Origin of the sequence: Enterobacter cloacae, from assembly GCF_013375935.1 — a bacterium.
Classification (GTDB): domain Bacteria; phylum Pseudomonadota; class Gammaproteobacteria; order Enterobacterales; family Enterobacteriaceae; genus Enterobacter; species Enterobacter pasteurii.
Window position 1 is genome coordinate 856,936 of sequence record NZ_CP056117.1, and the last position, 14,849, is coordinate 871,784.

At 55.6% G+C, this 14,849-nt stretch carries 13 protein-coding genes; 3 read left to right on the forward strand and 10 right to left on the reverse strand.

Features of this window, described 5'->3' with window-relative positions; genetic code table 11:
• From rffA to trxA, 8 genes are all read right to left on the reverse strand, one after another.
• Complete coding sequence (gene rffA / locus HWQ14_RS04010) at nt 1-1,131, reverse strand: dTDP-4-amino-4,6-dideoxygalactose transaminase (protein ID WP_176609017.1); 1,131 nt, start codon at nt 1,129-1,131, stop codon at nt 1-3.
• Nucleotides 1,132-1,135: 4 nt separating this feature from the next.
• Nucleotides 1,136-1,813 (reverse strand): dTDP-4-amino-4,6-dideoxy-D-galactose acyltransferase, encoded by a 678-nt coding sequence (rffC, locus tag HWQ14_RS04015; RefSeq protein WP_176609018.1) that lies wholly within the window; start codon nt 1,811-1,813, stop codon nt 1,136-1,138.
• Nucleotides 1,810-3,072, reverse strand: a complete 1,263-nt coding sequence (gene wecC / locus HWQ14_RS04020) for a UDP-N-acetyl-D-mannosamine dehydrogenase (protein WP_176609019.1) — start codon at nt 3,070-3,072, stop codon at nt 1,810-1,812. Before wecC ends, rffC begins: the two co-directional genes overlap by 4 nt.
• On the reverse strand, nt 3,069-4,199 hold the full coding sequence (wecB, locus tag HWQ14_RS04025; RefSeq protein ID WP_176609020.1) for a non-hydrolyzing UDP-N-acetylglucosamine 2-epimerase: 1,131 nt from the start codon (nt 4,197-4,199) through the stop codon (nt 3,069-3,071). The genes wecC and wecB overlap by 4 nt, the downstream gene beginning before the upstream one ends.
• 56 nt (nt 4,200-4,255) lie before the next feature.
• Complete coding sequence (gene wzzE, locus HWQ14_RS04030) at nt 4,256-5,302, reverse strand: ECA polysaccharide chain length modulation protein (protein WP_148421649.1); 1,047 nt, start codon at nt 5,300-5,302, stop codon at nt 4,256-4,258.
• A gap of 13 nt (nt 5,303-5,315) precedes the next feature.
• Nucleotides 5,316-6,419 (reverse strand): UDP-N-acetylglucosamine--undecaprenyl-phosphate N-acetylglucosaminephosphotransferase, encoded by a 1,104-nt coding sequence (wecA, locus tag HWQ14_RS04035; protein WP_001050933.1) that lies wholly within the window; start codon nt 6,417-6,419, stop codon nt 5,316-5,318.
• 242 nt (nt 6,420-6,661) lie between these two features.
• Nucleotides 6,662-7,921 (reverse strand): transcription termination factor Rho, encoded by a 1,260-nt coding sequence (gene rho, locus HWQ14_RS04040; RefSeq protein WP_001054528.1) that lies wholly within the window; start codon nt 7,919-7,921, stop codon nt 6,662-6,664.
• A 341-nt stretch (nt 7,922-8,262) separates the two neighbouring features.
• Complete coding sequence (gene trxA, locus HWQ14_RS04045; protein WP_006812392.1) at nt 8,263-8,592, reverse strand: thioredoxin TrxA; 330 nt, start codon at nt 8,590-8,592, stop codon at nt 8,263-8,265.
• 144 nt (nt 8,593-8,736) lie between these two features.
• Between trxA and rhlB the strand changes: the two genes are divergently transcribed.
• Both rhlB and gppA read left to right on the forward strand, forming a co-directional pair.
• Entirely contained in the window at nt 8,737-10,005 is a 1,269-nt protein-coding gene (gene rhlB / locus HWQ14_RS04050; protein ID WP_148421650.1) for an ATP-dependent RNA helicase RhlB, read from the forward strand.
• Nucleotides 10,006-10,011: 6 nt separating this feature from the next.
• The gene (gene gppA, locus HWQ14_RS04055) at nt 10,012-11,496 is read left to right on the forward strand and encodes a guanosine-5'-triphosphate,3'-diphosphate diphosphatase (RefSeq protein ID WP_176609021.1); all 1,485 of its coding nucleotides are present in this window, start codon (nt 10,012-10,014) and stop codon (nt 11,494-11,496) included.
• A gap of 42 nt (nt 11,497-11,538) precedes the next feature.
• Here gppA and rep read toward each other — a convergent pair whose 3' ends face one another.
• Nucleotides 11,539-13,563, reverse strand: a complete 2,025-nt coding sequence (gene rep / locus HWQ14_RS04060) for a DNA helicase Rep (protein WP_176609022.1) — start codon at nt 13,561-13,563, stop codon at nt 11,539-11,541.
• Between the two features lie 85 nt (nt 13,564-13,648).
• Between rep and ppiC the strand changes: the two genes are divergently transcribed.
• The gene (gene ppiC, locus HWQ14_RS04065) at nt 13,649-13,930 is read left to right on the forward strand and encodes a peptidylprolyl isomerase PpiC (RefSeq protein ID WP_006812396.1); all 282 of its coding nucleotides are present in this window, start codon (nt 13,649-13,651) and stop codon (nt 13,928-13,930) included.
• Between the two features lie 53 nt (nt 13,931-13,983).
• Here ppiC and cysE read toward each other — a convergent pair whose 3' ends face one another.
• A complete protein-coding gene (gene cysE / locus HWQ14_RS04070) occupies nt 13,984-14,805 on the reverse strand; it encodes a serine O-acetyltransferase (RefSeq protein ID WP_012908151.1) in 822 nt (273 codons plus the stop codon).
• Nucleotides 14,806-14,849 lie beyond the last annotated feature (44 nt).

Consider the following 14,849-nt stretch of genomic DNA (forward strand, 5'->3'; position numbering starts at 1 on the left):
TCAGCCGAAATAACTCAGAAGCGTATTGATTACCGTACGCTGGTTCACCGGCGCGAGGTTGTAGAACAGAGGCAGGCGGAGCAGGCGTTCGCTCTCTTTGGTGGTGTAGCGGTCTTCACCGGCAAACGTCCCAAACGCTTCTCCAGCCGGGCTGGAGTGCAGCGGGATATAGTGGAATACCGCCATAATTTCCGCCTCTTTCAGCCAGGCGATCAGCTTGCTGCGATCGTCGTTATCGTGCAGCTTGATGTAGAACATATGGGCATTGTGGACGCAGTCTGCCGGAATGGTCGGCAGCTCAATACGTCCCGCTTTCGCCAGCGGCTGCAGCGCGTCGTAGTAGGTTTGCCACAGGGACAGGCGTTGCAGATTGATACGCTCTGCCGCTTCAAGCTGCGCCCACAGGTACGCGGCCTGCAAATCTGCCATCAGGTAGCTTGAGCCGATATCGCGCCAGGTGTACTTGTCCACCTGACCACGGAAAAACTGGCTGCGGTTGGTCCCTTTTTCACGGATCACTTCCGCACGCTCAACCAGCGCACGATCGTTAATCAGCGTCGCGCCACCCTCACCGCCTGCGGTGTAGTTTTTGGTTTCGTGGAAGCTAAAGCAGCCGATATGGCCGATGGTTCCCAGCGCGCGACCTTTGTAGGTGGACATCACGCCCTGCGCGGCGTCTTCCACCACGAACAGGTTGTGCTTTTTGGCGATCGCCATGATGGTGTCCATTTCACAGGCCACGCCCGCGTAATGCACCGGGACAATCGCCCGCGTTTTGTCGGTGATGGCCGCTTCAATCAGCGTTTCGTCGATATTCATCGTATCCGGACGGATATCCACAAACACAATTTTTGCGCCGCGCAGGACGAACGCGTTTGCCGTGGAGACGAAGGTGTAGCTCGGCATAATCACTTCATCGCCGGGCTGAATATCCAGCAGCAGCGCCGCCATTTCGAGCGATGCGGTGCAGGACGGCGTCAGCAGTACCTTAGCACTCTGAAAACGTTGCTCCATCCACTGCTGGCAGCGACGGGTAAAACCGCCGTCGCCGCAGAGCTTGCCGCTGCCCATAGCGGACTGCATATAATCAAGTTCAGTGCCCACGACGGGAGGCGCGTTAAATGGAATCATTTTGTCACCTGTATAACCAGTAGGCGGTGGCGTCGATGCTGGCACCACTCGCGATATAACGTTTAAGCGCAGCGGTGTTGCCCATCTGGGTCGCTACCCGCAGCGTCGAAACCTGTTGTTGATGCGCCCAGTGCAGCGCCGCCTGCATGAGTTTCGCGCCCATGCCGCGACCGGCTAACAAACCGATGCGCGCTTCGCGCTCGTTGAGCTTGCGAAGCGAAACAAAGCCCTGAATCTGCCCCTCCGCAGCGCGGAACACCAGACAAACGTGGTCAAACGTGCCTTTAACCGCATTTTCAATCCACTGGGCATAAAAACGACCGCTGTCATCAGGTCCATACCAGGGCGCACGAAAGCGGCTCTGAGCGAAGGCCTGTGCCGCCATCTGGCGCAGCGCTGGAATGTCCTGCTCTGATGCCACTTCCGCGCCCGGGGTGCCGTGAAGGGTCACGTTAATGGAGAGATCGACCTCACCTTCAACCAGCCGGAATCCGTGCTGCTGGAGCGCGTCCAGCAGATCGGCGCGGTCCGCCGGGATCTTCGCCTGTACGCGCTGCCAGGCGCTGAAGTCTGCGTCCTGCAACGCGGGGGCATTCTCGCGCAAACGTACTATCGCCGAAGGGCGGGAAAAAAATGCGCTTTCCCACTCAAGCGATTCCAGCACGCCGTTGAGCGTACTCAACGCCACACGCCTTTAGTATCAACAATATACTTCTGGGATACGGCATCACCGGAAACGGCTTTAAACGCGTTGTGATCCACCAGCAGCACCAGCACGTCAGCCGTCGCCAGCGCGTTATCCAGTGCGGTAAGGGTACAGTGGCCCGCAAGTTTTGCCGGCAGCTCATGAATATTCGGCTCAACCACCAGCGTTTCACCGCTGTGCCAGTGGGCGATCGTTTCGGCAATGGCCATCGCCGGGCTTTCGCGCAGATCGTCAATATTCGGTTTGAATGCCAGGCCAAAGCAGGCAATTTTCAGCTCGCTCGCGCGCTTGCCGCTCTCGGCCAGGCAATCGGCAACCGTGGCTTTAACCTGATTAAGCACCCACTGAGGTTTGTAGTCGTTCACTTCGCGCGCGGTACGGATCAGGCGCGCCTGTTCCGGGTTTTGCGCCACGATAAACCACGGGTCGACCGCAATACAGTGCCCGCCCACGCCCGGCCCCGGCTGAAGAATATTCACGCGCGGATGGCGGTTAGCAAGGCTAATCAGTTCCCAGACGTTAATCCCCCGATCGGCGCAAATCAGCGACAGCTCGTTTGCAAACGCGATGTTGACGTCGCGGAAGCTGTTTTCCGTCAGTTTGCACATTTCGGCGGTACGCGAGTTGGTCACCACGCATTCGCCTTCAAGGAAGATCTTATACAGCTCGCTGGCGCGCGCGGAGCAGACTGGCGTCATGCCGCCAATCACGCGGTCATTTTTAATCAGTTCCACCATCACCTGGCCCGGCAGCACGCGCTCAGGGCAGTAGGCGATATTGATGTCGGCCTGTTCTCCCGCCTGCTGCGGGAAGCTGAGGTCGGGACGCGCCTCGGCCAGCCACTGCGCCATTTGCTCGGTTGCCCCAACAGGCGAAGTGGACTCAAGGATTACCAGCGCGCCTTTCCTGAGCACGGGCGCAATTGATTTTGCTGCCGCCTCGACGTAAGCCATGTCTGGCTCATGATCGCCTTTAAACGGGGTGGGAACAGCAATCAGGTACGCATCGGCTTCCACCGGCGTAGTGCTGGCACGCAGGAAGCCACCTTCCACCGCCTTTTTCACCACGCGATCGAGATCGGGCTCCACGATATGAATTTCGCCACGGTTGATGGTTTCCACCGCGCGCGCGTTGATATCAACGCCGACAACCTGCTTTTGACGAGAGGCAAAGGCCGCGGCGGTAGGCAGCCCGATATAGCCAAGACCAACGACAGAGATGGTAGTAAAACTCATAGCGTTACCCGATTGTGTTTAAGTGCGTGCAAAATACGACCACAAGCCTGGCCATCACCGTACGGGTTATGGGCCCGGCTCATCGCCTGATACTCTTCTTCGTCATGCAGTAAGCGCGTGACCTCTTCGACAATACGGCGCGGATCCGTTCCCACCAGACGTACCGTACCGGCAGTCACCGCTTCCGGACGTTCGGTGGTTTCACGCATCACCAGCACCGGCTTGCCGAGGGATGGCGCCTCTTCCTGAATACCGCCGGAATCGGTCAGGATCAGCCAGGCGTGGTTCATCAGCCAGACAAACGGCATATAGTCCTGCGGCTCAATCAGGAGCACGTTCTCCACGTGGCCCAGGATACGGTTGACCGGTTCACTGACGTTAGGGTTGAGGTGCACCGGATAGACAATCTGCACATCGTCGTTCTGCGCGGCGATTTCAGCCAGCGCATGGCAGATGTGCTCAAAGCCACGACCAAAACTTTCGCGGCGGTGCCCCGTTACCAGAATCGTTTTCTTGCCGTTGTTCAGGAACGGATAGCGTGCAGCAAGTTCAGCCTGAAGCTCGCTGTTAGCCAGCACGCGGTCACGCACCCAAATCAGCGCGTCAATAACCGTATTGCCGGTAACAAAGATTTTGCTGTCGCTGATGTTTTCTCGCAGCAGGTTCTGACGTGAGTTTTCGGTTGGCGCAAAATGGTACATTGCCAGGTGACCGGTGAGCGTGCGGTTGGCCTCTTCCGGCCACGGGGAATAAAGATTGCCGGTACGCAGACCCGCTTCAACATGGCCAACAGGGATACGCTGGTAGAACGCGGCCAGGCTGGTCGCCACGGTGGTGGTGGTATCGCCGTGCACCAGCACCACATCTGGCCTGAACGACTCAAGGATAGGCTTTAACTCTTGCAAGATACGGCAGGTAATTTCCGTCAGTCCCTGCCCCGGTTTCATAATATTTAGATCGTAATCCGGGACGATAGAAAAGAGGGTTAAAACCTGATCGAGCATCTCGCGGTGCTGGGCAGTCACGCAGACTTTCGCTTCAATATCAGGATCTCTGGCCAGCGCATGAACCAGAGGCGCCATCTTAATGGCCTCCGGCCTGGTGCCAAATACGGTTAGTACTTTCACATCGATTCTCTTCGATTAGACGATGAAGGCCGCAGCCTTCATCGTAGACGGCGTTCTTAGTTTGTGCGGCGACGCATTAACGCCACGCCAGCGCCAGTCAGTGCGCCCACAATCCCCCACATGATCATCAGGAATGCGCGACGCGGACTATCGCGTTTTACAGGTTCTTCAGGCGTTCTCAAATAACGATAGGTCTGAAAACGCGGATCCAGCGTTGGACCAACGTTGAGCGTGTTGAGCATGGCGCGGTTTTGGTCGTAATCAAGATCGAAATCAGGGCCAACGGCCTGGATATTTTCCAGCCGGGCCTGAAGCATTGGACGACCAAGGAGGAACATTTCTGAGTCAGGGAGTTCGTCAGCGGGAACATCCGTTTCGCTACGGGAAATATTGTGCTGTTCCGCAATTTTCAGTGCCTGCTCAATGTTATGCACGCGTCGCGCGAAGATAGCTTTTGCGACCTCTTCCTGACGTTTCACCTGCGCTTTCATCTGGATAGTACGCGCAGCCCAGGCGCCTTTAAGTTCGTCATTCAGATGACTCGCCGCGCGCTGGCTGGCAAACGCGACATACTGACGCAGAAGATTATTGGCATCCGGCGCCGTTTCCGCGATCAGCTTTACGCTGTCGCTGACATTACGGAGTGCATCACCAGGCATAAACTGAATGTTGTTGATTAAATCATCCAGCAGCGCGGCATCCGCTTTGCTGTTACCGACCATGCGCTGCTTGTAGTAGTCCGTCTGGGACCAGAAATCACGGCGCGTATCCCATGACGCCAGCTGCATCACGAACTCTTTGTAGGATTCATCCATGACCGAGGCCTGATCCGGGGTCGCCAGATTGGCCTTGATATCAAGATTACGCAGGAACTGCTGCTGGGAGTAGTATCCTCCGAGCATATTTACCGTTGGTCGGTCCGTGATCGCCGTGGCGCTCCACTCCTGTTTTGCGAAGAAGGTGTAGGCTAGCGCCAACAGTGCGAACCCCAACGCGATCCCCACAATCCACAGCTTGCCTCGCCAAAGCACTCGAAACAAACCACGAATATCCAGCTCGTTCTCAGTTACCACTGATTTCGCTCCCGCCAACGGTTGAGTCATCATAGTCCCGGTTTTACTTAGTTAATGTTGTGTTTTTGCCACTGTTACGACGCATCCTGCGTTTTAAACGTTTAATGAAACGCGCGACTTTCCATGCACGCTTGATGCAGTAACCGTACATGAAAAATGCTAGCAAGAATAATACCAACATTACCCATTCAGGAATGAAATGTGCGTATTCCGCAGCAACGCCGATGGCAGCCAGAATGGCAGCCGCAAGCGTAATCAGCACAAATGCCTGACGGGACGTGAAACCGGCGCGCATAATCAGATGGTGAATATGCTGACGGTCGGGGGAGAATGGGCTCATCCCTTTACGCAGACGGCGGTACATAATGGCAACCATGTCCATCAGCGGGATAGCAATAATCCAGAGCGCCGTTACCGGGCTAATAGGATGCGTTTTACCCTGAGTGGTCTCCAGCAGAACCCAGATAACCGTAAAGCCAATCAGCGTACTGCCCGCATCGCCCATAAAGACCTTATAGCGACGTCCTAACACACCCAGGTTGAGGCAAATGTAAGGCAGGATGGCGGCAATCATGGCAAAGCACCACATTGACAGGCTGTACTGGCCGTCAAACCATAAAATGATGCCGATAGCGCCAAACGAAACAGAGGACAACCCGCCAAGCAGGCCGTCTATACCGTCAACCATGTTGAAGGCATTGATGGCGGCCCAGACGGCAAACAGCGTCAGGAAGAAGCCGAATGGCCCAAGCACAAGCTCCCAGGGACCAAACACGTAGCCCAGGCTTCTGAGATAGAGACCGCCCACCACCATCATAATGATGCCGATGGCCGCCTGTACCGTGGCGCGGAACTTCACGCTGATATCAAAACGGTCATCAAGGGCGCCGACTAACACCAGCACGCCTGCACATGCCAGGTAGAGCGCGGCATGAGGAATGTAGTAATCCGCGATCCCGAATGTGAAACAGATGCCTGCGTACACCGAAATACCGCCCACCAGCGGAATAAGCCCCTGATGGCGTTTACGGAAATTCGGTTTGTCCACTAACCCAATTCTTTTTGCTACCTTGCGCGCAATGAACAAAAAACAGGTTGTGAATAAAAAAATACTGATCAGCTCAGTTACTGCAGTGAGTAGATTCACAATGGATTGCTCTCAACAAATGTTAGTCCCGGAAGTATAACCATGAAGCCTCTGCCTCAGAAGGATTAAAGACGGCCTCTCACAACTCCCTTTGTATATTTTTCAATCAATTATTTCTTTGACTGTACAAACCTGCTTATTGTCGCACCGACCGGTCAAAATTGGGAGTGTGTGGTAATAGCGTATAGTCCATAAATAAAAAACGCCACGTAAAAACGTGGCGTTTACTGGGAATATTTGCGTTACGAGCGTTTCATCATGTCGAAGAAATCGTCGTTCGTTTTGGTCATCGCCAGTTTGTTAATGAGGAATTCCATGGCGTCGATCTCACCCATTGGGTGAATGATTTTGCGCAGGATCCACATTTTCTGTAGCTCTTCCTGAGTGGTAAGCAGCTCTTCTTTACGGGTACCGGAACGGTTGTAGTCGATAGCCGGGAAGACGCGTTTTTCTGCGATCTTACGAGAAAGGTGCAGCTCCATGTTGCCTGTCCCTTTAAACTCTTCGTAGATAACTTCGTCCATTTTGGAGCCCGTATCGATCAGCGCCGTCGCGATAATGGTCAGGCTACCGCCCTCTTCCACGTTACGCGCCGCACCGAAGAAACGCTTCGGACGATGCAGGGCGTTGGCGTCCACACCACCGGTCAGTACTTTACCGGAAGCCGGCACCACGGTGTTGTAGGCACGCGCCAGACGCGTAATGGAGTCGAGGAGGATGATCACGTCTTTTTTGTGCTCAACCAGGCGTTTTGCCTTCTCGATAACCATTTCGGCAACCTGAACGTGGCGAGATGCCGGTTCGTCGAAGGTAGACGCAACCACTTCACCTTTCACCAGACGTTGCATCTCGGTCACTTCTTCAGGACGTTCGTCAATCAGCAGCACCATCAGCACGCAGTCTGGGTGGTTGTAGGCAATGCTCTGCGCGATGTTTTGCAGCAGCATGGTTTTACCCGCTTTTGGCGGTGCCACAATCAGACCACGCTGACCACGACCGATTGGCGAGGCCAGATCCAGAACGCGAGCGGTTAAGTCTTCAGTAGACCCGTTACCACGCTCCATGCGCAGGCGAGAGTTCGCGTGCAGCGGCGTTAAGTTCTCGAACAGGATCTTATTGCGCGAGTTTTCCGGTTTGTCGTAGTTAACTTCGTTAACCTTCAACAGCGCAAAGTAGCGTTCACCCTCTTTTGGAGGACGAATCTTACCTGAAATGGTGTCACCAGTGCGGAGGTTGAAACGGCGGATTTGGCTAGGGGATACGTAGATGTCGTCAGGGCCGGCGAGGTAGGAGCTGTCTGCAGAGCGGAGGAAACCAAATCCGTCTTGCAATATCTCCAGCACACCGTCGCCAAAGATATCTTCGCCACTCTTAGCGTGCTGCTTCAGGATGGCGAAAATGATGTCCTGCTTGCGCATACGAGCCTGGTTTTCCAGTCCCATATTTTCGCCGAGAGTGATCAGCTCAGAAACCGGCGTATTCTTTAATTCGGTAAGATTCATAATGGTGTGGGTTCTTAAACTCGGGGTGATTCTCGAACTTAATGTTGTGAATGGTATGGCAGGGTCATCCATGCCTGTTTAGCGGCCATCACCTCATGTCTGTTCGCTGTCTGGTCACAGGGAAAGAACGCAGAACTGAAACGACAAGACGGATTGAGTGACAAGCCCGGAATCTAGCAACTTCACGCAATGTTTATGTTAACAACGGGAAGTATCGGGTAAAACAAGATTCAAACAACAAGATATGTTTAAAACGTAGTCATAGCTAACTTAGCACGACTAAAGCCGGGCGTCCAGAGTTCACCATTAATTAGGCGATCTGGACGCTCGGCTGAGAAACCTTACGCCAGGTTAGCGTCCAGGAACTCTTTCAGTTGACCTTTGGACAGTGCGCCCACTTTGGTCGCCGCCACGTCGCCGTTTTTGAACAGCAGCAGGGTCGGAATGCCACGGATACCGTATTTTGGCGCGGTGCCCGGGTTCTGGTCGATGTTCAGCTTGGCAACGGTCAGTTTGCCCTGATATTCGTCAGCGATTTCATCCAGAATCGGAGCGATCATTTTGCAAGGACCACACCATTCAGCCCAGAAATCAACGAGGATCAGCCCGTCAGCTTTAAGTACGTCCGTGTCAAAACTGTCGTCAGTCAGGTGAATAATTTTATCGCTCATATATAACTCCACAGGAATAAGCCTGGTACGTTGGTTTTATCTCCACCAACGACGTGTTGATGTCGCATTAACCAACTAAAGGTTGACTTTATTTCACCGGATACGCTTTCGTAAAGCAATAGTAAGCTGATATTCTACCACACTATGAGCAAAACACATTTAACAGAACAGAAGTTTTCCGACTTCGCCCTGCACCCGAAGGTGATCGAAGCCCTTGAAACAAAAGGGTTTCATAACTGCACGCCCATTCAGGCTCTCGCCCTGCCGCTGACGCTGGCCGGTCGCGACGTTGCAGGGCAGGCGCAAACCGGTACCGGCAAAACGATGGCGTTTTTAACGTCAACGTTTCATTATTTACTTTCTCACCCGGCGATTGCAGACCGCAAAGTTAACCAGCCGCGCGCGCTAATTATGGCCCCGACGCGAGAACTGGCGGTACAGATCCACGCAGACGCTGAGCCTCTGGCGCAAGCCACCGGCCTGAAACTCGGCCTGGCCTATGGCGGGGACGGCTACGATAAGCAACTGAAGGTGCTGGAAAGCGGCGTGGATATCCTGATTGGGACCACTGGCCGTCTTATCGACTACGCCAAACAGAACCATATCAACCTCGGCGCAATCCAGGTGGTGGTGTTGGATGAAGCAGACCGCATGTACGATCTGGGCTTCATCAAAGACATCCGCTGGCTGTTCCGCCGTATGCCTGCCGCAGACCAGCGTCTGAACATGCTGTTCTCCGCAACCCTGTCATATCGCGTGCGTGAACTCGCATTCGAGCAGATGAACAACGCCGAATATGTAGAAGTGGAACCGGAGCAGAAAACCGGCCACCGCATTAAAGAAGAGCTCTTCTATCCATCTAATGAAGAGAAAATGCGCCTGCTGCAAACGCTGATTGAAGAAGAGTGGCCGGATCGCGCCATTATCTTTGCGAACACCAAGCACCGCTGTGAAGATATCTGGGGCCACCTGGCGGCAGATGGTCACCGCGTAGGCCTGCTGACCGGCGACGTTGCGCAGAAAAAACGCCTGCGTATTCTCGAAGAATTTACCCGCGGCGACCTCGATATTCTGGTCGCAACCGACGTGGCGGCCCGTGGCCTGCATATTCCAGCCGTGACGCACGTCTTTAACTACGACCTGCCAGACGACTGCGAAGACTATGTACACCGTATCGGTCGTACCGGTCGTGCGGGCGCAAGCGGTCACTCTATTAGCCTCGCGTGTGAAGAGTATGCGCTGAATCTTCCGGCCATTGAGACCTATATCGGTCACTCTATTCCGCAGAGCAAATACAACCCGGACGCGCTGTTAAGCGAGCTGCCGCCGCCTAAGCGCCTGACCCGCCCGCGCTCCGGCAATGGCCCGCGTCGTTCCGGCGGCGCACCGCGTAATCGTCGTCGTTCAGGTTAAGAAAATATGCTCAGCTCCACCTCGCTTTATGCGGCAATCGATCTCGGTTCGAATAGCTTTCATATGCTGGTTGTGCGCGAGGTGGCAGGAAGCATACAAACGCTGACGCGCATCAAGCGCAAGGTCCGCCTCGCGGCGGGCCTGAGCGGCGATAACCACCTCTCTCCTGAAGCCATGGAACGTGGCTGGCAGTGCCTGCGTCTGTTTGCCGAACGTCTGCAGGATATCCCCCTCAGTCAAATTCGCGTTGTTGCCACGGCAACCCTTCGTCTGGCGGTTAACGCTGGCGATTTCATAGCCAGAGCGCAGGACATTCTGGGCTGCCCGGTGCAGGTCATCAGCGGTGAAGAAGAAGCGCGCCTGATCTATCAGGGTGTAGCGCACACTACCGGCGGCGACGATCGCCGTCTGGTCGTGGATATTGGCGGAGCAAGTACCGAACTGGTGACCGGCACGGGCGCACAGGCTACGTCGCTTTTCAGCCTGTCGATGGGCTGCGTGACCTGGCTGGAGCGTTACTTTACCGACCGCAACCTTGCGAAAGAAAACTTCGATGAAGCGGAAAACGCTGCACGTGAAGTGCTGCGCCCGGTCATGGACGAACTGCGCTATCACGGCTGGAAAGTCTGCGTAGGGGCATCCGGAACCGTACAGGCGTTGCAGGAGATCATGATGGCGCAGGGGATGGACGAGCGAATCACGCTTGCCAAGCTCCAGCAGCTGAAACAGCGCGCCATCCAGTGTGGTCGCCTGGAAGAGCTTGAAATTGAGGGGCTGACGCTCGAACGCGCGCTGGTTTTCCCAAGCGGGCTCGCCATTCTGATCGCCATTTTCACCGAGCTGAATATCCAGTGTATGACGCTGGCAGGCGGCGCGCTGCGCGAAGGTCTGGTTTACGGAATGCTGCACCAGTCTGTCGATCAGGACATCCGTAGCCGCACGCTGCGTAACGTTCAGCGCCGCTTTATCGTCGATACCGACCAGGCGCAGCGGGTGAGCCAGCTGGCCTCATTGTTTGCCGATCAGGTAAAGAAAAGCTGGGATATTGAACCTTTAAGCCGCGATCTGCTGCTTAGCGCCTGCGCGTTACATGAAATTGGTTTGAGCGTGGAGTACAAGCAGGCGCCGCTGCACGCGGCCTGGCTGGTGCGCAATCTCGATTTGCCGGGCTTTACGCCCGCGCAGAAGAAGCTGCTGGCCACCCTGTTGCTGAACCAGACCAACGCCGTCGATCTCTCTTCGCTTCATCAGCAGAACGCTGTGCCCCCGCGCGTGGCCGAGCATCTTTGCCGCCTGCTGCGCCTGGCCATTCTGTTTGCCAGCCGCCGTCGCGATGATTTGCTGCCGGACATTACGCTGGTGGCGGACGACGAGAAACTGACGCTGACGCTACCGAAAAACTGGCTTGAAGATCACCCGCTTGGCGCAGAACTGGTTGAGCAGGAGTTCCAGTGGCAAAGCTATGTGCACTGGGCGCTTGAGGTGAAGTAATCGTCTGTACAGTGCCGGGGGCGCTTACCCGGCCTGCAAAAATTATCCTTTCTCTTTGGCTTTTGCCAGCATCGCGCGAATGTTTGCCACGTTTGCCTGGCCTTTGTGCATGCGCTCTTCAGCGGTAATGACTTTGCGTTCCTGCTCCCAGATAAGATCGTCCTGCGGCAACTCCAGCAGGAAACGGCTCGGCTCCGGGCGCACCAGCTCGCCGTACTGGCGGCGCTCTTTGCACAGCGTGAACGTCAGCTCTTTCTGCGCACGGGTGATCCCCACGTAGGCCAGACGGCGCTCTTCGTCGACGTTATCTTCATCGATGCTGCTCTGGTGCGGCAGTAACCCCTCTTCCATACCCACCAGATAGACATACGGGAACTCCAGCCCTTTCGACGCATGCAGCGTCATCAGCTGAACCTGATCGGCCTCTTCTTCACTTTCGCCGCGCTCCATCATATCGCGCAGCGTGAAGCGGGTGACCACCTGCGTCAGGGTCATTGGCTCGTCTATCTCAGTACCCTCCAGCATTTCGGTCATCCAGCTGAAAAGCTGGTTAACGTTTTTCATACGCATCTCTGCCGCTTTCGGGCTGGCGGAGGTTTCGTACAGCCAGGATTCATAGTCAATGCCGTGGATCAGATCGCGCACCGCCGCCACGGGCTCGCGCTCGGCCAGGCGCTGCACCTCACCCAGCCAGTGGGTGAAGCGGGTCAAGGAGTCATAACCGCGCCCGGTCAGGGTCTGGCTCAGCCCCATGTCGAAGCTGGCGGTAAACAGGCTCTTGTTGCGGGTCATCGCCCATTCGCCCAGCTTTTGCAGCGTCGCAGGACCAATCTCGCGCTTCGGCGTGTTCACGATACGCAGAAAAGCACTGTCGTCGTCCGGATTCGTCAGCACGCGCAGATAGGCCAGCAGATCCTTGATTTCAGGACGCGAGAAGAACGACGTGCCGCCGGAAATTTTGTACGGAATGCGGTTCTGCATCAGCATCTTTTCAAAGACGCGGGACTGGTGATTACCGCGATAGAGGATCGCATAATCCTTGTATTCGGTTTTGTTGACGAAGTGGTGGGCAATCAGCTCCCCCGTTACGCGCTCCGCTTCGTGCTCTTCGTTATTGGCGCTAAGCACTTTCAGTTCGGTACCGTAGCCCAGCTCGGAAAACAGACGCTTCTCAAACACGTGCGGGTTATTGGCAATCAGGATGTTCGCCGCCTTCAGAATGCGTCCGGAGGAACGGTAGTTCTGCTCCAGTTTAATCACCTGCAACGCCGGAAAGTCTTTGCTCAGCAGCACCAGGTTTTGCGGACGCGCGCCGCGCCAGGAGTAAATGGACTGGTCGTCGTCGCCTACGACGGTAAAGCGCGCCCGCTGTCCTACCAGCAGCTTAACCAGCTCGTACTGGCTGGTGTTGGTATCCTGATATTCATCCACCAGCAGGTAGCGGATTTTGTTCTGCCAGCGCTCGCGCACCTCTTCGTTACGCTGGAGCAGCAGCGTCGGCAGCAGGATCAGGTCGTCGAAATCCAGCACGTTACACGCTTTCATATGCGCGTCGTACAGCCCGTAGCAGTGGGCAAAAATGCGATCGCGCTCGCCTTTGGCGCTCGCCGCCGCCTGGGCTGGCGTCATCAGATCGTTTTTCCAGTTGGAGATCGTCGAGATCAGCTGTTGCAGCAGAACCTTGTCGTCCTCAATCAGCCCTTCCGTCAGCTCTTTAAGCAGCGCCACCTGGTCAGTGTCATCGAAGAGCGAAAAGTTGGACTTCATCCCCAGCGCCGCGTATTCGCGCTTGATGATATCCAGACCCAGCGTGTGGAAGGTGGAGATCATCAGCCCGCGCGCCTCTTTACGGCCCAGCGTCTGGCCCACGCGCTCTTTCATTTCGCGCGCCGCTTTGTTGGTAAAGGTGACCGCCGCGATATGGCGCGCCTGGTATCCGCAGCCGCGAATCAGGTGGGCGATTTTGTTGGTGATCACGCGTGTTTTACCGGATCCCGCCCCCGCCAGCACCAGGCATGGTCCGGTGACGAATTCGACAGCTTGTTGTTGTCCGGGGTTTAAACGCATAAACGATCGCTCAATGAAAGTAGGGAGAGGAGGAAAAACGCGTGGTAGTATACCGATCGTAAACAAGTCGACTCAAGGCACGATCATGGCAAAAACAGCAGCAGCACTGCATATCCTTGTTAAAGAAGAGAAACTGGCACAGGATCTTCTGGAGCAGATCAAAAACGGCGCCGACTTCGGCAAGCTGGCGAAGAAGCACTCTATTTGCCCTTCAGGCAAACGCGGTGGTGATTTAGGCGAGTTCCGCCAGGGCCAGATGGTTCCGGCATTTGATAAAGTGGTCTTCTCCTGCCCGGTGCTGGAGCCAACCGGCCCGCTGCACACGCAGTTCGGATATCACATTATCAAAGTGTTATACCGCAACTAATCCAAAGCCCGGTGCATTCACTCACCGGGCTTTTTTTTCGGGATTGCCGGCGCTTAAATTCCATCGCCGTATTCGAAGGTGTGGTGGATCCCGTTGAAGTGCTGATCCATATCCATCGACGGTTTATCGCTGTCTGGCTTACCGACGATGCGCGCCGGGACGCCAGCGGCAGTGGTATGCGGCGGTACCGGCTGTAGCACAACCGACCCCGCGCCAATCTTCGCTCCGCGTCCGACTTCGATATTGCCCAGGATTTTAGCGCCTGCGCCAATCATCACCCCTTCACGAATTTTCGGATGGCGATCGCCGCTGGTTTTACCGGTACCGCCCAGCGTAACGGATTGCAGGATCGACACGTCATCCTCAATCACCGCCGTTTCCCCGACGACAATGCCGGTGGCGTGATCGAGCATGATCCCGCGGCCAATTTTCGCCGCCGGGTGAATATCGACCTGGAAGGTCACGGAGACCTGGTTTTGCAGGAAGATAGCCAGCGCGCGGCGGCCCTCTTTCCATAACCAGTGACCGATGCGGTAAGCCTGTAAGGCGTGAAAGCCTTTGAGATACAGCAGCGGCGTGGAATATTTATCGACGGCCGGGTCACGCGTGCGCACGGCCTGAATATCACAGGCGGCAGAGGCGATCATCTCCGGATCTGCGGCGTAGGCTTCTTCCACCACTTCGCGGATGGCGATAGCAGGCATGATAGGGGAAGCCAGCTTATTGGCGAGCATATAGCTCAGGGCGCTGCCGAGATTTTCGTGCTTGAGTAGCGTCGCGTGATAGAAACTGGCCAGCATAGGCTCACAGTCTGCCAAAGCTCGCGCTTCGGCTTTAATATTGTTCCAGACGATATCCAGTTCTTCACACGGCATTGCTTGCTCCAGACGATAGTTAATGACCAGCCAGTTCTGCGCTG

What these genes read in the sequence shown, in the direction of transcription:
- rffA (WP_176609017.1), bottom strand. Translation starts at nt 1,131, where the DNA reads ATGATTCCATTTAACGCGCCTCCCGTCGTGGGCACTGAACTTGATTAT.
- wecC (WP_176609019.1), bottom strand. Translation starts at nt 3,072, where the DNA reads ATGAGTTTTACTACCATCTCTGTCGTTGGTCTTGGCTATATCGGGCTG.
- wzzE (WP_148421649.1), bottom strand. Translation starts at nt 5,302, where the DNA reads ATGACTCAACCGTTGGCGGGAGCGAAATCAGTGGTAACTGAGAACGAG.
- rho (WP_001054528.1), bottom strand. Translation starts at nt 7,921, where the DNA reads ATGAATCTTACCGAATTAAAGAATACGCCGGTTTCTGAGCTGATCACT.
- trxA (WP_006812392.1), bottom strand. Translation starts at nt 8,592, where the DNA reads ATGAGCGATAAAATTATTCACCTGACTGACGACAGTTTTGACACGGAC.
- rhlB (WP_148421650.1), top strand. Translation starts at nt 8,737, where the DNA reads ATGAGCAAAACACATTTAACAGAACAGAAGTTTTCCGACTTCGCCCTG.
- gppA (WP_176609021.1), top strand. Translation starts at nt 10,012, where the DNA reads ATGCTCAGCTCCACCTCGCTTTATGCGGCAATCGATCTCGGTTCGAAT.
- rep (WP_176609022.1), bottom strand. Translation starts at nt 13,563, where the DNA reads ATGCGTTTAAACCCCGGACAACAACAAGCTGTCGAATTCGTCACCGGA.
- ppiC (WP_006812396.1), top strand. Translation starts at nt 13,649, where the DNA reads ATGGCAAAAACAGCAGCAGCACTGCATATCCTTGTTAAAGAAGAGAAA.
- cysE (WP_012908151.1), bottom strand. Translation starts at nt 14,805, where the DNA reads ATGCCGTGTGAAGAACTGGATATCGTCTGGAACAATATTAAAGCCGAA.